At 37.9% G+C, this 18,925-nt stretch carries 18 protein-coding genes; 8 read left to right on the forward strand and 10 right to left on the reverse strand.

Translation table 11 applies throughout. The features are described 5' to 3' along the window. The first annotated feature begins 34 nt into the window (after positions 1 to 34). The 3 genes from accA (at position 35) to tilS (ending at position 3,211) form a co-directional block, all read left to right on the forward strand. Positions 35 to 982 carry an acetyl-CoA carboxylase carboxyl transferase subunit alpha gene (accA, locus tag DV427_RS01305; RefSeq protein WP_114891036.1) on the forward strand — a complete coding sequence of 316 codons (948 nt, stop codon included), beginning with the start codon at positions 35 to 37 and terminating at the stop codon, positions 980 to 982. A gap of 73 nt (positions 983 to 1,055) precedes the next feature. Then, positions 1,056 to 1,922 (forward strand): pyridoxal kinase, encoded by an 867-nt coding sequence (gene pdxY / locus DV427_RS01310; protein WP_114891037.1) that lies wholly within the window; start codon positions 1,056 to 1,058, stop codon positions 1,920 to 1,922. Further along, positions 1,922 to 3,211, forward strand: coding sequence for a tRNA lysidine(34) synthetase TilS (gene tilS, locus DV427_RS01315; RefSeq protein ID WP_114891038.1), 1,290 nt, complete (start codon positions 1,922 to 1,924; stop codon positions 3,209 to 3,211). The genes pdxY and tilS overlap by 1 nt, the downstream gene beginning before the upstream one ends. A 7-nt stretch (positions 3,212 to 3,218) precedes the next feature. Here tilS and mutH read toward each other — a convergent pair whose 3' ends face one another. The 3 genes from mutH to DV427_RS01330 form a co-directional block, all read right to left on the reverse strand. Next, positions 3,219 to 3,890 (reverse strand): DNA mismatch repair endonuclease MutH, encoded by a 672-nt coding sequence (mutH, locus tag DV427_RS01320; RefSeq protein ID WP_114891039.1) that lies wholly within the window; start codon positions 3,888 to 3,890, stop codon positions 3,219 to 3,221. Further along, a complete protein-coding gene (locus tag DV427_RS01325) occupies positions 3,887 to 4,426 on the reverse strand; it encodes a methylated-DNA--[protein]-cysteine S-methyltransferase (RefSeq protein WP_114891040.1) in 540 nt (179 codons plus the stop codon). Before DV427_RS01325 ends, mutH begins: the two co-directional genes overlap by 4 nt. A gap of 74 nt (positions 4,427 to 4,500) precedes the next feature. After that, positions 4,501 to 5,877, reverse strand: coding sequence for an outer membrane protein transport protein (locus tag DV427_RS01330; RefSeq protein WP_114891041.1), 1,377 nt, complete (start codon positions 5,875 to 5,877; stop codon positions 4,501 to 4,503). A gap of 207 nt (positions 5,878 to 6,084) precedes the next feature. Here DV427_RS01330 and DV427_RS01335 point away from each other — a divergent pair, with 207 nt between their 5' ends. Continuing rightward, positions 6,085 to 6,372 carry a YfcZ/YiiS family protein gene (locus DV427_RS01335; protein WP_114891042.1) on the forward strand — a complete coding sequence of 96 codons (288 nt, stop codon included), beginning with the start codon at positions 6,085 to 6,087 and terminating at the stop codon, positions 6,370 to 6,372. A 138-nt stretch (positions 6,373 to 6,510) separates the two neighbouring features. Then, the gene (purM, locus tag DV427_RS01340; RefSeq protein WP_114891043.1) at positions 6,511 to 7,548 is read left to right on the forward strand and encodes a phosphoribosylformylglycinamidine cyclo-ligase; all 1,038 of its coding nucleotides are present in this window, start codon (positions 6,511 to 6,513) and stop codon (positions 7,546 to 7,548) included. A 91-nt stretch (positions 7,549 to 7,639) separates the two neighbouring features. Here purM and cpdA read toward each other — a convergent pair whose 3' ends face one another. The 5 genes from cpdA to DV427_RS01365 all read right to left on the reverse strand — a co-directional run bounded on the left by cpdA (position 7,640) and on the right by DV427_RS01365 (position 12,149). Beyond that, entirely contained in the window at positions 7,640 to 8,464 is an 825-nt protein-coding gene (gene cpdA / locus DV427_RS01345; RefSeq protein ID WP_114891044.1) for a 3',5'-cyclic-AMP phosphodiesterase, read from the reverse strand. Positions 8,465 to 8,473: 9 nt separating this feature from the next. Continuing rightward, on the reverse strand, positions 8,474 to 9,106 hold the full coding sequence (gene nudF, locus DV427_RS01350; protein ID WP_114891045.1) for an ADP-ribose diphosphatase: 633 nt from the start codon (positions 9,104 to 9,106) through the stop codon (positions 8,474 to 8,476). A 196-nt stretch (positions 9,107 to 9,302) separates the two neighbouring features. Beyond that, complete coding sequence (xseA, locus tag DV427_RS01355; protein ID WP_114891046.1) at positions 9,303 to 10,622, reverse strand: exodeoxyribonuclease VII large subunit; 1,320 nt, start codon at positions 10,620 to 10,622, stop codon at positions 9,303 to 9,305. 1 nt (position 10,623) lies between these two features. Then, complete coding sequence (locus tag DV427_RS01360) at positions 10,624 to 11,838, reverse strand: ribosomal protein uL16 3-hydroxylase (RefSeq protein WP_114891047.1); 1,215 nt, start codon at positions 11,836 to 11,838, stop codon at positions 10,624 to 10,626. 2 nt (positions 11,839 to 11,840) lie between these two features. Next, positions 11,841 to 12,149, reverse strand: a complete 309-nt coding sequence (locus DV427_RS01365; protein ID WP_005639243.1) for an RnfH family protein — start codon at positions 12,147 to 12,149, stop codon at positions 11,841 to 11,843. Positions 12,150 to 12,326: 177 nt separating this feature from the next. Here DV427_RS01365 and pth point away from each other — a divergent pair, with 177 nt between their 5' ends. The 3 genes from pth (at position 12,327) to DV427_RS01380 (ending at position 15,992) form a co-directional block, all read left to right on the forward strand. Beyond that, complete coding sequence (pth, locus tag DV427_RS01370; protein WP_114891048.1) at positions 12,327 to 12,911, forward strand: aminoacyl-tRNA hydrolase; 585 nt, start codon at positions 12,327 to 12,329, stop codon at positions 12,909 to 12,911. A 47-nt stretch (positions 12,912 to 12,958) separates the two neighbouring features. After that, a complete protein-coding gene (ychF, locus tag DV427_RS01375) occupies positions 12,959 to 14,050 on the forward strand; it encodes a redox-regulated ATPase YchF (protein WP_114891049.1) in 1,092 nt (363 codons plus the stop codon). Between the two features lie 73 nt (positions 14,051 to 14,123). Further along, positions 14,124 to 15,992, forward strand: a complete 1,869-nt coding sequence (locus tag DV427_RS01380) for an acyltransferase family protein (protein WP_114891050.1) — start codon at positions 14,124 to 14,126, stop codon at positions 15,990 to 15,992. Positions 15,993 to 16,034: 42 nt separating this feature from the next. Here the strand turns inward: DV427_RS01380 and rnd are convergent, their stop codons facing one another. After that, the gene (gene rnd / locus DV427_RS01385; RefSeq protein ID WP_114891051.1) at positions 16,035 to 17,177 is read right to left on the reverse strand and encodes a ribonuclease D; all 1,143 of its coding nucleotides are present in this window, start codon (positions 17,175 to 17,177) and stop codon (positions 16,035 to 16,037) included. A gap of 54 nt (positions 17,178 to 17,231) precedes the next feature. Beyond that, positions 17,232 to 18,920 carry a long-chain-fatty-acid--CoA ligase FadD gene (gene fadD, locus DV427_RS01390; protein WP_114891052.1) on the reverse strand — a complete coding sequence of 563 codons (1,689 nt, stop codon included), beginning with the start codon at positions 18,918 to 18,920 and terminating at the stop codon, positions 17,232 to 17,234. Positions 18,921 to 18,925: the final 5 nt, after the last annotated feature.

Here is an 18,925-nt window from a genome sequence, read left to right on the forward strand (position 1 = left end):
CGGTCAATTTTTACGGTCTTTTTAGGATAAGAAAATGAGCCAAGAATATTTAGATTTTGAATTGCCGATTGCCGAATTAGAAGCAAAAATTGAAGCATTACGCGCAGCATCGGATGATAAAGTTGATTTAACTGATGAAATCAAACGCTTACAAAAGAAAAGTAACGAACTCACTAAAAAAACCTTTGCTAACCTCGATGCTTGGCAAGTTTCACGTATGGCGCGTCATCCAAACCGCCCTTATACATTAGATTATATCGAACATATTTTTACTGAATTTGAAGAACTTGCAGGTGATCGCGCATTTGCTAATGATAAAGCGATCGTTGGTGGTCTTGCACGTTTAGATGGTCGCCCAGTGATGGTGATTGGTCATCAAAAAGGTCGTTCCGTAAAAGAAAAAGTACAACGCAATTTTGGTATGCCGGCACCTGAAGGCTATCGTAAAGCTTTACGTTTAATGGAAATGGCTGAACGTTTTAAATTGCCAATTATCACATTTATTGATACCCCGGGAGCTTATCCGGGTATTGGCGCAGAAGAGCGCGGTCAAGCGGAAGCTATTGCTCGTAACTTACGCGAAATGGCGCAACTTACCGTTCCCGTTATTTGTACCGTTATCGGTGAAGGCGGTTCTGGCGGTGCATTAGCTATTGGCGTGGGCGATAAAGTTAATATGTTACAATATTCAACCTATTCTGTTATTTCTCCAGAAGGCTGTGCGTCTATTCTTTGGAAAAGCGCAGAAAAAGCATCAACAGCAGCAGAAGTAATGGGATTAACCGCAAGCCGTTTGAAAGAATTAAATCTCATCGATAGCATTGTGCAAGAACCTTTAGGCGGCGCACATCGCAATTATGCGAAAATTTCAGAAAACTTAAAACTTCGTTTAAAAGAAGATTTAGCAGAGCTCGATGGACTAAGCAAAGAAGAATTATTAAATAGACGTTATGAACGTTTAATGTCTTACGGTTATTGCTAACTGACATTCTAAAAGAGCGGTGATTTTTGCCGCTCTTTTTTGATCTAAATATAACAACAAAGGAGCAAACACAATGAAAAATGTACTTTCGATCCAATCCCACGTAGTCTATGGTTTTGCGGGTAACAAATCCGCGACTTTTCCAATGCAGTTGTTAGGTGTCGATGTATGGGCATTAAATACCGTTCAATTTTCCAATCACACACAATACGGAAAATGGACTGGCATGGTAATTCCACAAGAACAAATCCGAGAAATTGTGACCGGACTCGATAACATTGAAAAACTACAAGAATGTGATGCCTTACTATCAGGTTATTTAGGATCTGCAGAACAAGTTGATCAAATTCTGTTTGCATTAGAACAAATCAAACTGCGTAATCCAAATGCGCTTTATTTATGTGACCCAGTGATGCCACATCCGAAAAAAATCTGCGTGGTTGCCAATGGTGTTCGCGAAGCACTTATTGAAAAAGCGATTCCAGTGGCAGATATTATGACGCCAAACTTGCATGAATTGCGTCAGCTCACCGAATTCCCAATTAATACCTTTGATGATGTATTAAAAGCAGTGAATGCGTTAATTGCAAAAGGCGTGAAAAAAGTTCTCGTTAAACATTTAGGAAGTGCAGGTAAAATCAACGATCCTGATACATTTGAAATTATTATGGCAACCCCACAGGGAGTTTGGCATTTAAGCCGTCCGCTTTATCAATTCAACTTTGAGCCAGTGGGCGTGGGCGATTTAATTGCGGGTACATTCTTAGCAAATTTACTCAATGGCAAATCTGATGTTGAAGCTTTTGAAGCTATGAATAATGAAGTAGCGGGCGTAATGAAAACCACCTTTGAACTAGGTTCTTACGAATTACAAACGATTGCCGCACGTTTTGAAATCCTTAATCCAAGCAGCAATTATAAAGCTGAAAAAGTCGCCTAATGGACTTACTTTCAGACATTGAAAAACAACTCAAACAGACCTCTGCTCAAGGATTTCTTATCGCCTTGAGTGGTGGTTTGGATTCCACTGTACTTCTTTCTTTATTTGCAAAACTTCGTCAAAAACAAGCGCACTTGCAGCCATCAGTACGAGCAATCCATATTCATCACGGATTAAGCCAAAACGCAGATAATTGGGCCAAGCACTGCCAAAACTTATGCGATCAATTTCAAATTCCATTGGTTATCGAGCGAGTACAAGTAGATAAAACCAATGGCATTGAGGCTGGCGCACGTGCAGCACGCTATCAAGCCATAAAAAAATACCTTAAAACACAAGAAGTACTCGTCACGGCACATCATCTAAATGATCAAACTGAAACCTTTTTCTTAGCCCTAAAACGTGGTAGTGGGCTAAAAGGCTTAGGCGCTATGCAACAACAAAGCGTATTATTCGACATGCCAATTTTACGCCCTTTGTTAGGCTTTACTCGCACACAGTTAGAAGGTTACGCGCAAAAAGAAAATCTCAACTGGATTACAGATGAAAGTAATGAGGATAATCGATACGATCGCAATTTCTTGCGCAATAAAATTTTGCCAGAATTCCGTGAGCGCTGGGCACATTTTGATTCAGTCGTACAACGTTCCGCACAACATTGTTTTGAGCAGCAACAATTAATTAATGATTTATTGAGCGAATCCTTTGCAGAACATTGTCAAATTAAAAATCAATTTAAACTGCTCCAATTTCGCCAATATTCACCTGCAAAACAAACCGCACTTTTGCGTATGTGGCTTGCCGAAAACCAACTTGAAATGCCAAGTAAACGTCAGCTTACACAACTTATTAATGATGTTGTTTTTGCAAAAGAAGACGCAAACCCTCAATTTCATCTTGTAAATAAAGTCATTCGACGTTATCAAGATAGTTTATATTTAACTAAGCCGTTTTCTGATCTAACTAAATGCAGCCTAAAATTAGAACAAAACACGTTAAGTTTACCTGATAATTTAGGCAATCTCACAGTTCAAGAAAATAAACATAATCTGATTTTCTACTGGCAGGATTACTCTGTCACGCTAGAAAAAACGGACTTGCCTATTTCTGTTCGCTTTAGCTATTCGGGTAAAGTTAAACATCATCCTAAACGACCAAGAGAAGATATAAAAAAAATCTGGCAAGAATTAAGCGTACCACCTTGGGAACGAAATCGGATCCCTTTAATTTTTTATGGCAACAATCTAAAAAGTGCGGTAGGTTTTTTTCGTGTTTTTGACGAGTCTTAAAATCAAGTTAAAGCGAATTTACATCTAAAAACGCTTTCAAAATTTGAGCGGTAAATTCTTTTCTTAGATAAAAACCTAAAGGCAAGGTATCTATAATTTCGCCATTTTTTCCTATGCCTTTTGTCACTGCTCGACTATTTGCCCCCTTCGGGCGAAGTTGCATAACCTCACCAATTCGAGCGGTGATTTGATCCAATTTGCCAAGTACAATTAAATCCATCAATTCTTCCCAATCTTGTTTTAATTGACGTTCTTGCTCAGTGGTTGGCTTCCATAAAATTGGCGCGCCGATATGGCGTTCACGTAATGGAATATGACGGCTGCCTTCAATAGGCATCCAAAGTACACAAGAAAGTTTGTGACGAACGTGAGAACTTTCCCATTTAACCCCTGAATTTTGTACTAATGGGGCAAGGCTCACAAAGGTGGTTTCAAGAGGATAACCCTCAGCATCAATCGGCAATGTTTTAAGTTCAACACCTAAATGAGAAAAATCCTGTTCAGCTTTACTTCCTGCCGTTGCGCCTAAAGCGCGCTCTAATAACATCCCCACCCAGCCTTTATCACGTTTTAAATCAGGCGGAACAGAAATATGCAGTTCATCAGCTAACTCTCCAAAAGTTAAGCCAGCAATTGATTGCGCTTGGGAAAGCAATTGTTCAAGAGTTTGTGGAATCATTCGTGATATTTCTTAAAAAAGCGAGGCTTAGTGTTTTCAGTGCCTTTATCAATATAGGGAATTTTCTCTAGCTGTAATAAAAAACGTTTTGCCTCTAAGCCACCGCCAAAACCAGTTAAAGTACGATCTTTACCTAAAATGCGGTGACAAGGAATAATAATACTAATCGGATTACTCCCTACCGCACCTCCTACGGCACGAACAGCTTTAGGATTATTAATCCGTAACGCAAGATCGCCATAAGTGGAAAGCTCGCCATAATCAATTTCGCGTAAAGCTTGCCAAATTGCTTGTTGAAACGCTGTGCCTTCAGGTTTTAAGGGAATGTCAGAAAAACGCTCAACTTTCCCATTAAAATATCGTTCAAAAGCCAACCGCACTTTTTGAAAAACAGGCAATTCATCTTGCTTGTGCCATTTGGAATTAGGCGCATATTGCTCTTTTTCAAAATCAATATGCGTAATGCTCTCGCCGTCAGATAAAATCAAAAGTCGTCCGACTGGCGAGGGGTAATAAGTGTAATAAAGTGCAGTCATTTTTCGCCTTGTTTTATAAAAGAAAAGCACACTTCGTGTGGAAGTGTGCTTTATTATCCTTGATTTTTTCTAAATTAGAAACGGTAGTTAATATTTAAACCGTAAAGATTAGCTTTAGAAGCCACTTTAAATTGACCAGATAAGCCTTCTTTAAAGCTATTTTTCTTACCACGTAAATGTGAATATCCGAAATCAGCAGATAGATTTGGTGTAAAACGATAAGTTGCACCTAAGCTATACCACATACGATCTGTATCTGGAATTGAAATAGAAGGATGATTTACGCTTGCACTCTTATCGTATGCAACGCCTGCTCTCAATGTCAATGCGTCATTTGCATTATAAGAAAAACCTAGAGCATAGCGTGATGCATTACTAAATTTCTCATCCTTATGGAATAAGGTATTACCAGTATTACCATATGCTGTTAAGCTTTTTAAACGTTTCCATTCAGTATATTTATAACTATATTGAACAGCTAATTTATCCGTGATTTTATGGAAACCAGAGAATTCCCAATAAGCTGGTAAATTTAACGTTAAACTTCCTGGCACATTTTTTCCACCAGTGGCTTGACTAATCGGTAAGGAAACGCCAGAAGCTGCTAAGGCTGGGAGTAATGCATTATAATCAACAGGGAACTGATTTGAATATTCACCTTTAAATTTAACATTTACAGCAGAGTGATATGCTAAGCCCCAGCGATGGTTTTCATTTAACTTATAAGTTATCCCTACATTCCAACCAAGACTCCATTTATCACCTTTAATTTTTGATACAGATGTATTTGATGGCATACTTCCCAATTGATCCGCAGTAGTTTTTAACTTGTCTGCTCGCTCAGAATCATTATTCTGAATAGCTTGAGCTAGAACCTTTAACTTAGGTGCAATCGCTTTACCACCGATGCCTAGATGACGTTCAACCTCTGCATCTGAGTGAATCGCATTTAAACCAAAACCTGCACTAAATCCATAACCAAGATCATATGCCCCACTTAAATTAAAGTTTAATGCTGTCAATTCTGTTCTACCGCCATAAACACCAGCAGCATATTGATTGCCATACTCAGATTTCAAACCATAATTTACGTTTAATCCTCCACCTAATGCGAAACGCTCTGTGACAGGAACAACAGCATACATGTTTGGAACGATTGCATTTGGAATCACATTTTTATGATTAGCAGGTACGCCACCAATAGATCCAGCAACATCAACATCTGCATCAACTAAAACACCACCAACAGAAAACTCTGCTTTTTTAAACTCAGTCATTAACGCAGGGTTGGTAGCCACTACAGATGCATTATCTGCTACTGCTGCATTACCCGCATAAGCCATACCAAGACCTGAAGTCGATACTTCCGCCAATTGGAACGCTGCAGCATTTGCCCCACCAGCTGCTAATAACATCGCAGTTGCTAATACAGATTGATTAAATTTTTTCATTTGGAAACCTTTGTTATAAATAAAAACCTGGGCGATTCTAAAACCCGAATCTATTGAGTGCAAATTCATTTCCTTGTTTTTATTAGAGTTCCGACCAGTTAGCGGGAACTTTTTACATTTAATGGGCTATTTTGTTCAATTTTTGTCATTTATGGAGAAAAAGAAAAATGATAAAATGCGCAAAAATATTCATATAAGGAAAAGAAAATGACCGTAAAATGCAAAGCAGAAGAATCCTTAACTTGTAGCTGTGTTGATGTAGGCACGATTATTGATGGCTCTGACTGTAGCGTAGAAGTGCATCAAGTTTATAGCACAGAAGCTGATGCCAATGCAGCGCTTGAACGATTAACGAAGAAAGCACGCGATACAGAAAGTGATCCTTGCGAAATTAAAAGCGAAATCGTGGCAGTTGAAGACGGCGTTCAACTAAATGCCTCTTTCACTTTTAGTTGCCAAGCAGAAGCGATGATTTTTGAACTCGCGAATCGTTAAAAACAATGTCAAACTCGACCGCACTTTTTCTAAAGCGCGGTCTTTTTTTATCTCAAAATTTAAATCGCAAACGTTTGCTTAAACTGTTAAAATAAATCGCAATTTATTTTTCAATACTTATCGATATAGGAAAACACTGTGAGCAAACAATCATTAAGCTATAAGGATGCCGGAGTTGACATTAATGCTGGCAATGCCTTGGTTGAACGAATTAAACCTGAAGTGAAACGTACCACTCGTGCGGAAGTGATCGGAGGATTAGGTGGATTTGGCGCCTTATGTGCAATACCAAGCAAATATAAAGAGCCTGTTTTAGTATCGGGCACCGATGGCGTCGGCACGAAATTACGCTTAGCCATTGATTTAAAAAAACACGACACCATTGGCATTGATTTAGTCGCTATGTGCGTAAATGATTTAGTCGTTCAAGGTGCTGAACCGCTATTTTTCTTAGATTATTATGCAACAGGAAAACTAGATGTTGATGTAGCTACTGACGTTGTAAAAGGGATTGCTGATGGTTGTGTGCAATCGGGTTGTGCATTAGTGGGGGGCGAAACAGCAGAAATGCCAGGCATGTATCATGCAGGCGATTATGATTTAGCCGGATTCTGTGTAGGCGTTGTAGAGAAATCTGAAATTATTGATGGTAGCCGTGTAAAAAATGGCGATGCGTTAATTGCGTTGGGTTCCAGTGGCCCACATTCAAACGGTTATTCTTTAGTTCGTAAAGTGATTGATGTCGCGGGCGTTAATCTTGCAACAGAACTACTTGATAATAAACCATTAAGCGAACATGTACTTGCGCCAACAAAAATCTATGTCAAATCCGTGTTAGCACTTATTAAGCAAGCCGATGTACATGCGATTGCGCATTTAACAGGTGGCGGTTTCTGGGAAAACATTCCGAGAGTCTTGCCTAAAAACACCAAAGCAGTAATTGATGAAAAAAGCTGGAAATGGCCTTCCGTGTTTAATTGGTTACAAGAAAAAGGCAATATCGACACATATGAAATGTACCGAACTTTCAATTGTGGTGTAGGCATGGTAATTGCACTTCCTCAGGAACAAGTGGACACTGCATTAGCGATCTTAAAACAAGCGGGTGAGAATGCATGGTTAATCGGGCATATTGAACATGCTGAAGACGATGCAGAACAAGTTGTGATTGTGTAATAAAATCATAAAAAAATGGTACACATTTACTGATGCGTACCATTTCTAACTGGAAAAAAGTGCGGTGAATTTTCACCGCACTTTAGTTTGATTAATACCCTTCTTCTTGCATATTCGGCAAAAATTCCGCTTGCTGAATGCGCTTTACTTCCGTACGAATTGAACCATCTGAATGTAGCTCAATTTCACGCCAACCGGGCTGTAACGTATCAAGAGAAAAATACTGGCAATCAGGTTTAAATTGAATACAAGTCGCTGGCGTTGCCATCACTTGATAACCATTCCATTCACTGTTTACTTCTTGATGAATATGCCCATACAAAATGGCCTTCACATTCGTAAAAGGCGCAAGCACTTCTGCTAATTCATGAGAATTACGAAGATTATGTTGATCAAGCCACGCAGAATTAGTTGGTAATAAATGATGGTGTAATACAACCAACGTATAACGTTCAGGATTTTTTTCTAAGGTTTCTTTTAATAAATCGAGTTGATGCTGGCTTAGCTGTCCATGTGGCACACCATAAACTTGGCTATCTAATAATAAAGCTTGCCAATGCTCGCCTAGTAGAAGATGTTTTGCCCCATCCATTGGTGACTGATTTAAGAATTCTGCCATTTTAGGCTGAAAATCGTGATTTCCAGGAATCCAAAACACAGGTTTATTGAAAGGTTTCATCATTTCTACAAAACGAGAGTAACCCTCATCACTACTATCCTGCACAAGATCACCAGTAGCAAGGATCACATCAAACTCATGATTTTCTCGCTGAATTTCCTTTAATACTTGAGCAAAACTTGCTTGTGTATTTACCCCCAATAATTCTGCGCTTTCATCTTTAAATAAATGGGGATCCGTAATTTGTAATAACTTAATAACAGGCTTTTCCGCCTGATAAACAAACGTATTTTTCATTAATGCTCCCTAACTACATTTCCAACTTTGTTGTAACTGAGCATAATTTAATTGAAGCCACTGCAGACCGATCACTGCAATGCCATTATCAATTTTCCCCTCGCACATCCATTGATACGCCTGTTCACGTTTTACTACGTGTACTCGAATGTCTTCATTTTCTTCAGCCAAACCGTGAATACCTTTTGCTTGTGAACTATCAACCTCACCAGCAAATAAATGAATTCGCTCCACTGTTCCACCTGGGCTATCCCACACACTTAAGCAATGAGTTAAATTTTTTACTTGAATTCCCGCTTCTTCTTCACTCTCACGCAAAGCAACCTCTTCCGGCTTTTCACCTTTTTCCACCATACCTGCAATTAATTCGAGTAACCAAGGCGAACGATTAGATTCAGGATGATAAGCCGCGCCAATACGAACTTGTTCAACTAAAATCACCGAATCTTCTTTTGGATCATAAGCGATGACAGCAGAGGCCGCACCTTTAATAAGTAATTCACGCGTTACCACACCGCTTTCTCCACCAGCAAAAAGCTTATGTTTAAATTGAATTCGCTTGAGTGTGAAAAAACCTTCATACAAAGTTTGTTCACCCAATATTTCTATATCTTGTTGGCTAAAGTGTTGAATTTCTGACATCTTTTTCTCCAAAACTGAGCGCAAAATCATACGCTTAAAAGACTACAAAAAAAATAGAAGGTTTCCACTTTTTGTTGAAAGTTTGAAGTGAGTCACAAAAAAATAAAATGCCATGATTATTTATTCAACAATCACAGCATTATTTTTTAGAAGTAAGTGAAACAGTATTTCACTCCATTTTTATGAAATAGGCATCCTACAAAACTTTACTCACAATTTTTCCATCAGCCACTTGAGTTGTAATTAAGTCCCCTTGATTTACATCGTTCACGCTAACAATGGCTTTACCTTGCGGGTTCTCTGCAATGGAATAACCTCTTGCCAATACCTTCAACGGGCTTAAGCCATCCAGTTTTCCACATAACGTTGCCAGTTTATTTTGACGTTCCGTCACTTGGCGATTTACACAAAAATTTAACCGCACTTGTAACTGCTCTAAGCGTTGTTGGTGACGTTGCACTCGATATGGCAATGGATTTTGTTTCAAACGAGAGGAAAGTGCGGTGAATTGTTGTTGTGTATTTTCAAACTGACGCAACATAGCAAGTTGCAAGCGATGCGTAAGCTGTTCATTTTTCGCTTGTTGAGCGCGTAACTGATTCTGTGGATGTTGATTTTGCAATCGTAAGATTATCTGTTTCAAACGCTGGCTTTTTAGCGTAAATAAACGATCAAATGCCATATCTAAACGTTGTTGTTGATGGCTAAGTTGTTGCAATAATTCATCTTGATTACGACTCACTAATTCAGCCGCAGCAGAAGGGGTCGGCGCACGAAGATCTGCAACAAAATCAGCAATCGTCACATCTGTTTCATGACCTACCGCACTGACAATGGGTAAGGTTGAACGAAAAATCGCACGAGCCACGTCTTCTTCATTAAAACACCAAAGATCTTCTAATGAACCACCACCACGCCCCACAATTAATACATCCACTTCTTGTCGCAGATTGGCAAGTTCAATCATTTGCACAATTTCTGCTGTCGCCTCTTTGCCTTGTACTGCAGTGGGATAAATGACGACTTTTAAACTTGGATCACGGCGTGCCAAAATATGCAAAATATCTTGCAATGCCGCACCTGTAGAAGAAGTAATAATCCCAACCGCTTTACTAAAGTGCGGTAGATTTTTCTTAAGATTTTGAGAAAACAATCCTTCCGCAGCCAACTTCATTTTTAATGCTTCAAACTGCTGTTGCAACAGGCCTTCACCAGCTGGATGCATGGAATCAATAATAAGCTGATAATCACCACGAGGCTCATATAAACTCACATTGGCACGCACAAGCACTTGCATCCCATTTAGTGGACGAAAAGCAACACGCAAATTTTTCATGCGAAACATCGCACAACGCACCTGTGCATTTTCATCTTTCAGCGTTAAATACCAATGCCCAGACACGGGTTGCGTAAAATTAGAAATTTCACCCGTTAACCAAATTTGTGAAAAATTCCCTTCGAGCATTTGACGCGCAGCAGAGTTGAGTTGAGATACGGAATAAATATTGTCTGACATATTATTCAATTAACGCCCAACCATCATCAACCCAGTTACAAATGGAATCCAATAGTAAATCCATTGAGATTTCAGGATCTTCGGTTTCATTCACTAAATTAGATAGAAATGCCCAATCCAAACTTTCACCATCAGATAAGCGTTTCAACACTTCGGTCTCAATCACATTAAGCTCATCTAACCACTCGCCATTAGCATAAATTCGCAGCGGATTTTCGGTATAAAGCAATTTACAATTATTGTCTTGAGAAAGGAATGCCCCATCCTCTTCTAAAATTGACCGCACTTCATCAGGATCACACATTTCATCAGAGACTAATAACTCGTAACGACGAGAACTCACTGCACTTGCTACGGCTTGCTTAAACAAAGCATCAAAAGCTTCTGAATGAGCCAATTTATCTAATAAAAACTGTTTCATTGCTTGAATATTTTCATCCGCAAGTTTACCTGTACGTTGTTCAGACTGGCTTAAACGTAGTGGTAAATCAAACTCGCTTAAATTCAAATCAGGATCTTGATGACAAAAACCTTTACTTACGCCATCAATTAAATTGCTTAAATTTGGATAACGTAAGCCAAAAGAAAAGGTTAAACAATCATCTTCAGCCACACCATAATGCGCCATACGGGCCGGAATATAGAGAATATCGCCCGGATTCATCACTTCATCAATGACTAATTCACCCATATCATCAAAAATTCGGATTGGCTGATTGGGTTTAAATTCGGTACTTGGATCACACCATTTACCTAATTGCCAACGACGATGACCATATCCTTGCACCAGGAATACATCATACTCATCATAATGTTTACCAACAGAGCCACCTTTCGGCGCGTAAGACACCATAATGTCGTCACGTTGCCACTGAGGAATAAAGCCAAATTTGTTCCAAAGTTGTCCTAATTCAGGCGACCATTGCTCCAAATTTTGAACTAATACCGACCATTTTTCTGGTAATTTTTGAAAATCCTTCTCGCTTAAAGGGCTAAAAAAAACTTTCCAATCATCATCAGAAAATGTCTTCACTAAACGAGCAGTAACATCTTCATTTTGTGCAAACTCAATAATATCTTGTGGCTCAAACTGCCCAACAATTTCAGGCAAACCGTTACGAATCACAAGTGGCTTTTTCTGCCAATAATCACGTAGAAAAATTTCTGGCGTGATATGTTCAGGTAAACAAAAATCAACAGATGAAAGTGCGGTCATTTTTAAGCTCCTTTTTCTTTGTCTTTGGCTGCAGCTTGCTCTGCTGCACGTTTACGACGAATTTCTTTTGGATCAGCAAGTAATGGACGATAAATTTCAATACGATCGCCCTCTTTTAATACATCAGTCAATTTTATTGGACGACTGAAAATCCCAATTTTATTTGTGCTCAAATCAATCTCTGGAAATTGGCTTAAAATCCCTGATTGAGTAATCGCAGTTTGCACGGTGATTCCTTCATCAACTTGAAAAGATTTCAAATAATAACGTTCGGGCAAAGCATAAGCGATTTCAATGTTAATCTGATTCATTTTTACTTCTTTGTTAAAAAATTTTAACCATTATAACGGAAAAGTGCGGTGACTTTTAATCATAAATCACGAGCAATAAATTCCCTCAATTATAGCCGCTTGTTTTAGCGTTATAGATTGAGAATTTAAGGCTTTTTCGCTACAATACGCCACTATTTTTTACATCATCAAATAAAAATGTCAGAAATAAAACTTATTGTTGGTTTAGGAAATCCTGGCGATAAATATACCGATACACGCCACAATGCGGGAGAATGGCTTATTGAACGCTTGGCACGTCGTTTTAACGTTTCGCTAAATCCAGAAAGTAAATTCTTCGGAAAAACTGCCCGCACTATAGTGAATGGGAAAGAAGTGCGCCTTTTAGTGCCAACAACTTTTATGAATTTAAGCGGTAAAGCGGTTGGGGTATTGGCAAGTTTTTACCGTATTAAACCTGAAGAAATTTTAGTGATTCATGATGAATTAGATTTACCACCAGGCACAGCAAAACTCAAGCAAGGTGGCGGGCACGGTGGACATAACGGCTTAAAAGATATTGTGGCTCAACTAGGCAATAACAATAATTTCTACCGTTTACGCATTGGCATTGGGCATCCTGGCCATCGTGATTTAGTGGCAGGTTACGTCTTAAATAAGCCCTCACCGGCAGATCGTGATGCACTTGAAAAAGTGCTAGATGAGGCAACTGATTGTGTAGAAATGATTTTCAAAGATGGAATGGTCAAAGCGACCAACCGTTTAAACAGTTTCAAAATTTAAAAGTGCGGTTAGTTTTACAACCGTTTTACTCAAAATAAGGAAAAATTATGGGATTCAAATGTGGTATTGTGGGATTGCCAAATGTAGGCAAATCTACTCTTTTTAACGCGCTCACTAAAGCTGGTATTGAAGCCGCAAACTATCCATTCTGTACTATCGAACCCAATACAGGTGTCGTGCCAATGCCAGATCCGCGTTTAGATGCATTGGCAGAAATCGTTAAACCTGAACGCGTATTACCAACCACGATGGAATTTGTGGACATCGCAGGCTTAGTTGCGGGAGCAAGTAAAGGTGAAGGCTTAGGTAACAAATTCCTCGCTAATATTCGTGAAACCGATGCGATCGGCCACGTCGTTCGTTGCTTTGAAAATGACGATATCGTGCACGTTGCTGGGAAAATTGACCCACAAGATGACATTGATACCATCAATACCGAATTAGCCTTAGCAGACTTAGACAGCTGCGAACGCGCGATCCAACGTTTGCAAAAACGTGCCAAAGGTGGCGACAAAGAGGCTAAATTTGAACTTTCCGTTATGGAAAAAATTCTTCCTGTACTTGAAAATGCGGGGATGATTCGCTCTGTTGGGTTAGATAAAGAAGAATTGCAAGCAATCAAGAGTTATAACTTCTTAACTTTAAAACCAACAATGTATATCGCAAACGTAAATGAAGATGGCTTTGAAAATAATCCATACTTAGATCGCGTTCGTGAAATTGCTGCAAAAGAAGGGGCAGTTGTTGTCCCTGTATGTGCTGCAATTGAAGCTGAAATTGCAGAACTTGATGATGAAGAAAAAGTCGAGTTTTTACAAGATTTAGGCATTGAAGAACCGGGATTGAACCGCGTAATTCGTGCGGGTTACGCACTTTTAAATCTTCAAACTTATTTCACTGCCGGCGTAAAAGAAGTACGAGCTTGGACAGTTTCAGTTGGAGCAACCGCACCAAAAGCAGCAGCTGTAATCCACACCGACTTTGAAAAAGGCTTTATCCGAGCAGAAGTTATCGCTTATGAAGACTTTATCCAATTCAACGGTGAAAATGGTGCAAAAGAAGCGGGTAAATGGCGTTTAGAAGGCAAAGATTACATCGTACAAGATGGCGATGTAATGCACTTCCGATTCAACGTATAAAAACACACAAAAAATAACCGCACTTTTTAGTGCATAAATCAAGGTGCGGTTTATATTTTATTAAAGGAATATTATGTCATCTATTAAATATCGCCCAGAAATTGATGGGTTACGAGCGATTGCAGTTATTTCTGTCATTATTTATCATCTTAATGAAAACTGGTTACCAAGCGGTTTTCTTGGGGTAGATATTTTCTTTGTTATTTCTGGCTTTCTGATTACCGGTATTATTATCACAGAAATTCAACAGAATTCTTTTTCGTTTAAACAATTTTATACTCGACGAATTAAACGAATTTATCCTGCTTTTATTACAGTAATGGCATTAGTATCTTTCATTGCGTCTGCTATCTTTATTTATAATGATTTCAATAAATTAAGAAAAACGATTGAATTAGCTATTGCATTCCTATCTAATTTCTATCTAGGATTAACACAAGGTTATTTTGATTTAAGTGCGAATGAAAATCCTGCATTGCACATTTGGTCATTAGCTGTGGAAGAACAATACTATCTTATTTTTCCACTTATCCTAATTTTAGCTTATAAAAAGTTTAGAGAAATTAAAGTATTGTTTATTATAACGCTAATTTTGTTTTTTATCTTACTTTCTACTTCTTTTATTCCAGCTTCTTTTTACAAAGAAGTATTGCATCAGCCTAATATCTATTATTTATCTAACCTAAGATTCCCGGAATTACTTGTGGGATCGTTACTAGCAATTTATCATAATCTTTCAGCAAGCAAGCAAGCAAGCAAGCAAGCAACCAATGTTATTGCAATATTAAGTACATTACTATTATTTTCCTGCTTATTTTTAATGAATAATGATATTGCATTTATTCCGGGTGTAACTTTAATTCTCCCTTGTATTTTTACAGCATTAATTATTCATACCACATCTCAAAATAATATCATTAAATTATGTTTGTCTAATAAAGCTATAGTGTTTATTGGAAAAATTTCTTATTCACTCTATTTATACCATTGGATTTTTATTGCACTAGCTTATTATATAACAGGTGAAAAACAAATTAATAATCAATCTATTGCTATAGTAACAGTATTAACAATAATCTTTTCAGTTCTAAGTTATTATTTAATCGAACAGCCAATTAGAAAATCGAAACTAAACTTTAAACAAAGTTTTCTTTATATTTATTTTATTCCTTCTCTTTTACTATTAGGATTTAATCTTTATAAAAGACAAACAATACGAGCTGAAAAAGAATACATTGAACAATCAATTCCTGTTTCTAATGAAAATCATTATCCTGCTAAGGTTATCATTCTAGGTGATTCTCATTCTGCACATTTAGAAGCTTTTCTAAATTATGTGGGGAATAAAGAAGGCTGGAAAGCAGATATTTTCAAAGATAAATTTGAATGTAGCTTTATTGTGAATGATAAATACCAATTAGATCCTAATTGTCAATCTGTGTGGCAGAAAGATTCTCAATATAAAGCGATATTTATTTCAGCATTTTATGACTTGAAAATGGGCGGACAACCAGTACCTCGCTTTAGACCCGAAACTTTCATTGAACCAGACTTTAAAGTGCGTTTTAAAAATACAGTGAAACAATTAGCTATGCAAAAACCAGTATATGTTTTTGCTAATAATAGTTCAGTAAGCCGTTCTCCACTGCGTGGATATTTATTAGAAAATTATGGACTTGAAAAATATTTGACTCCAATTCATCGTATGGGCGATATTGATGCTAGTAACAAAATCATTCACGATTTAGTCAAAGATATACCTAATGTTTATTGGGTAGATGCTCAACAGTATTTACCCAAAGATAGCGTTATGGCAGAAGGAAAATATTTGTATGCTGATCAAGATCACTTAACAAATTTTGGTGCTTACTATATGGCAAAAGAATTTAGTAAATACCAACGAGTGATGACACCTGAACAAGTGAAAAAACTCTACGAGTAAAAACTAAAAGCGTTGAGCTATTTGCTCAACGCTTTTTTATATTTACTTAAGTACATCAACTAACTTTTCACCAATAGGTTTGCGCCATCCAATCAGCAACTCTGGTAGTTTGCCTTGAGAACAATCATATTTCCAAACCCATTTAATCAATTCTTCCAAAGTGCGTTTACTTGCAACGATTTCAGGGGTTAAACCTTCTGGTGTTAAGCTATTCACTTTTTCTTGCAACAATCGAATTGTTTTTTTATAACGAGGATCTTCAGAAATACGTTCAATAGGTTTTGGATAGTCATTAGAAGAAACACGTCTTGCTTGAGCAAGTAATTGCAAAATCTTCTTACCACGTACACGCACTTCATTTTCACTTAATCCCATTTCCAACATTTCAGATGTATTACGTGGATTATTCTTTGCCACTTTCCAAAGATTATCTGATTTCACAATATAAGAAAGTGCTAAATCACGTTCTATTCCGACGTTTTGTCGCCACTGCGCCAAAATTCTTAAACGAGACAATTCTAATGGATTTAATTTCCAAGCATTTGGAATATCTAAATACGCTTTTTCTGAATCTCGTTCTTGTAATTTATGGGTTTTAGAAAGTGCAAGTTCGCAATCATCTCTTACTGCTTGTTCCCAAGGTGTTTTCGCTAACTCTTTTTCAAGAATATGATAAAGCGGCAACAAATACCAAACATCCCCTGCCGCATATTGAAGTTGAATATCAGAAAGTGGGCGTTTGATCCAATTCGTCCGTGTTGCGCCTTTATCGATTTCTACATTTAAGTATTGTTGTGCTAATTTTGCCAATCCTGCTGATGTGCCAAGTCCAAGAAAGCGCGCCATAATTTGCGTATCAATCATTGGGTGTGGAAGCTGATCAAATTCTTGTAAGAAAACCAATAAATCCTCGCTACAAGAATGTAAGATTTTTAATACCTTAGAATTGGATAACAATGCAACAAAAGGCGAAAAATCCGTAATCGCTAAAGGATCAATTAAAGAGACACGCTCTCCATCATAAAGTTGGATTAATCCCAACTTAGGAAAATAAGTGGAAACACGCATAAATTCTGTATCTAGGGCAACCGCACTTTGCTGCTGAGCCAAATTGCAAATTTCCAATAGCGAAGTATTATCCGTAATAACCGTAAAATGCGGTGTATTTTGACATTCTTTTATCATAGTGATTTTTATTTAAAAAGAACAAAAATGGGATATTGCTATCCCATTTTGACATTAATGTTTTGAACGTTTTGCGATCTCTTCATCGCGTAAAACCCGACGTAAAATCTTACCTACATTAGTTTTTGGCAGTTCGTCTCGAAACTCAATTTCTTTTGGCACTTTGTATCCTGTGAGATATTGACGACAATGGTTTCGAAGTTCATCGCGAGTTAAACTATCATCCTTTTTCACCACAAATACTTTAATAGTTTCACCAGAAACTTCATGAGGAACACCAATTGCCACAGCCTCTGCAACTTTGTAATTCAGCATAACGACATCTTCAATTTCATTTGGATAGACATTAAAGCCAGAAACCAAAATCATATCTTTTTTACGATCCACAATGCGTAAGCTATATGATTCATCCATAATGACAATATCGCCAGTTGCCATCCAACCATCTTTTAAAACTTCGCTAGTTGCTTCTGGTCGTTGCCAATAACCCCGCATTACTTGGTCACCTTTCACCCATAATTCACCGGGTTCGCCAATTTTTGCATCTGAACCATCATCTTTAATGATTTTTATATCAGTATTTGGCACTGGCACACCAATAGTGCCATTATGTTTCACAACATTAATCGGACAAGCTGCGATTAATGGCGAACATTCCGTCATTCCATAGCCTTCAATGATGTTACAGGTCGTCAATTCATGCCAACGTGTTGCTACAGACTGTTGAATAGCCATACCACCACCTACAGAAAGTTTCAACGCAGAAAAATCAACTTCTTTGAAGTTTTCATTATTTAATAAGGCATTAAATAAGGTATTCACACCAGTGATTGCTTCAAAACGATATTTTTTCAATTCTTTCACAAATCCTTCAATATCTCTCGGATTAGTGATTAAGATCGCCGTTACACCTAACTCTAAAAATAATAAGCAGTTCACCGTTAAGGCAAATACGTGATAAAGAGGCAAGGCTAAAATAGCTGAGCGAGTGCGAGAATGATCACCGATAAATGGTTCAGCAATCCATTTTGCTTGGAATACATTGGTTATAATATTTCCGTGCGTTAGCATCGCACCTTTCGCTACACCAGTTGTACCGCCAGTATATTGTAAAAAGGCTAAATCTTCGCGTTCCATCTCAGGACGAACGTATTGTCGATATTTACCAATACTCAACACTTCTCGGAACGTCACTGCGTGCGGTAATTTATATTTTGGCACGAGTTTTTTCACATATTTCACGACAAAATTGACTAAAGTACGTTTACCAAATGAAAGTTGATCGCCCATTCGGGTAAGAATAACGTGTTTGACATTGGTATTGAAAACGACTTTTTCCAAGGTAGAAGCAAAATTTGATACCACGACAATCGCTACCGCACCACTATCTTGCAACTGGTGCTCTAATTCTCTCGGTGTGTAAAGAGGATTGACATTTACTGCAATTAAGCCAGCCCGTAAAATACCAAAAAGTGCGATGGGATATTGCAATAGATTTGGCATCATTAATGCCACGCGATCACCACTCTGAAGTTTAAATTCATTTTGCAAATACGCGGCAAATGCACGACTGCGCTCTTCTAATTTACGAAAAGTAAGTACTTGCCCCATATTAATGTAAGCGGGGCGATCTGGATGTTCGCGCACAGCTTTGTCGAACATATCCAAAATAGATTCATATTTTGAAGTATCCAGAAATTTTTCAGAACCTTCTGGATAATTTTGAAACCAAATTTTTTCCATTTTTT

This window comes from Haemophilus haemolyticus (assembly GCF_003351405.1).
Classification (GTDB): Bacteria; Pseudomonadota; Gammaproteobacteria; order Enterobacterales; family Pasteurellaceae; genus Haemophilus; species Haemophilus haemolyticus_N.

Bases quoted from the DNA above. Each gene is read 5' to 3' on its own strand.
- accA (WP_114891036.1), top strand. From the start codon at position 35: ATGAGCCAAGAATATTTAGATTTTGAATTGCCGATTGCCGAATTAGAA.
- pdxY (WP_114891037.1), top strand. From the start codon at position 1,056: ATGAAAAATGTACTTTCGATCCAATCCCACGTAGTCTATGGTTTTGCG.
- tilS (WP_114891038.1), top strand. From the start codon at position 1,922: ATGGACTTACTTTCAGACATTGAAAAACAACTCAAACAGACCTCTGCT.
- mutH (WP_114891039.1), bottom strand. From the start codon at position 3,890: ATGATTCCACAAACTCTTGAACAATTGCTTTCCCAAGCGCAATCAATT.
- DV427_RS01325 (WP_114891040.1), bottom strand. From the start codon at position 4,426: ATGACTGCACTTTATTACACTTATTACCCCTCGCCAGTCGGACGACTT.
- DV427_RS01330 (WP_114891041.1), bottom strand. From the start codon at position 5,877: ATGAAAAAATTTAATCAATCTGTATTAGCAACTGCGATGTTATTAGCA.
- DV427_RS01335 (WP_114891042.1), top strand. From the start codon at position 6,085: ATGACCGTAAAATGCAAAGCAGAAGAATCCTTAACTTGTAGCTGTGTT.
- cpdA (WP_114891044.1), bottom strand. From the start codon at position 8,464: ATGAAAAATACGTTTGTTTATCAGGCGGAAAAGCCTGTTATTAAGTTA.
- nudF (WP_114891045.1), bottom strand. From the start codon at position 9,106: ATGTCAGAAATTCAACACTTTAGCCAACAAGATATAGAAATATTGGGT.
- xseA (WP_114891046.1), bottom strand. From the start codon at position 10,622: ATGTCAGACAATATTTATTCCGTATCTCAACTCAACTCTGCTGCGCGT.
- DV427_RS01360 (WP_114891047.1), bottom strand. From the start codon at position 11,838: ATGACCGCACTTTCATCTGTTGATTTTTGTTTACCTGAACATATCACG.
- DV427_RS01365 (WP_005639243.1), bottom strand. From the start codon at position 12,149: ATGAATCAGATTAACATTGAAATCGCTTATGCTTTGCCCGAACGTTAT.
- pth (WP_114891048.1), top strand. From the start codon at position 12,327: ATGTCAGAAATAAAACTTATTGTTGGTTTAGGAAATCCTGGCGATAAA.
- ychF (WP_114891049.1), top strand. From the start codon at position 12,959: ATGGGATTCAAATGTGGTATTGTGGGATTGCCAAATGTAGGCAAATCT.
- DV427_RS01380 (WP_114891050.1), top strand. From the start codon at position 14,124: ATGTCATCTATTAAATATCGCCCAGAAATTGATGGGTTACGAGCGATT.
- rnd (WP_114891051.1), bottom strand. From the start codon at position 17,177: ATGATAAAAGAATGTCAAAATACACCGCATTTTACGGTTATTACGGAT.
- fadD (WP_114891052.1), bottom strand. From the start codon at position 18,920: ATGGAAAAAATTTGGTTTCAAAATTATCCAGAAGGTTCTGAAAAATTT.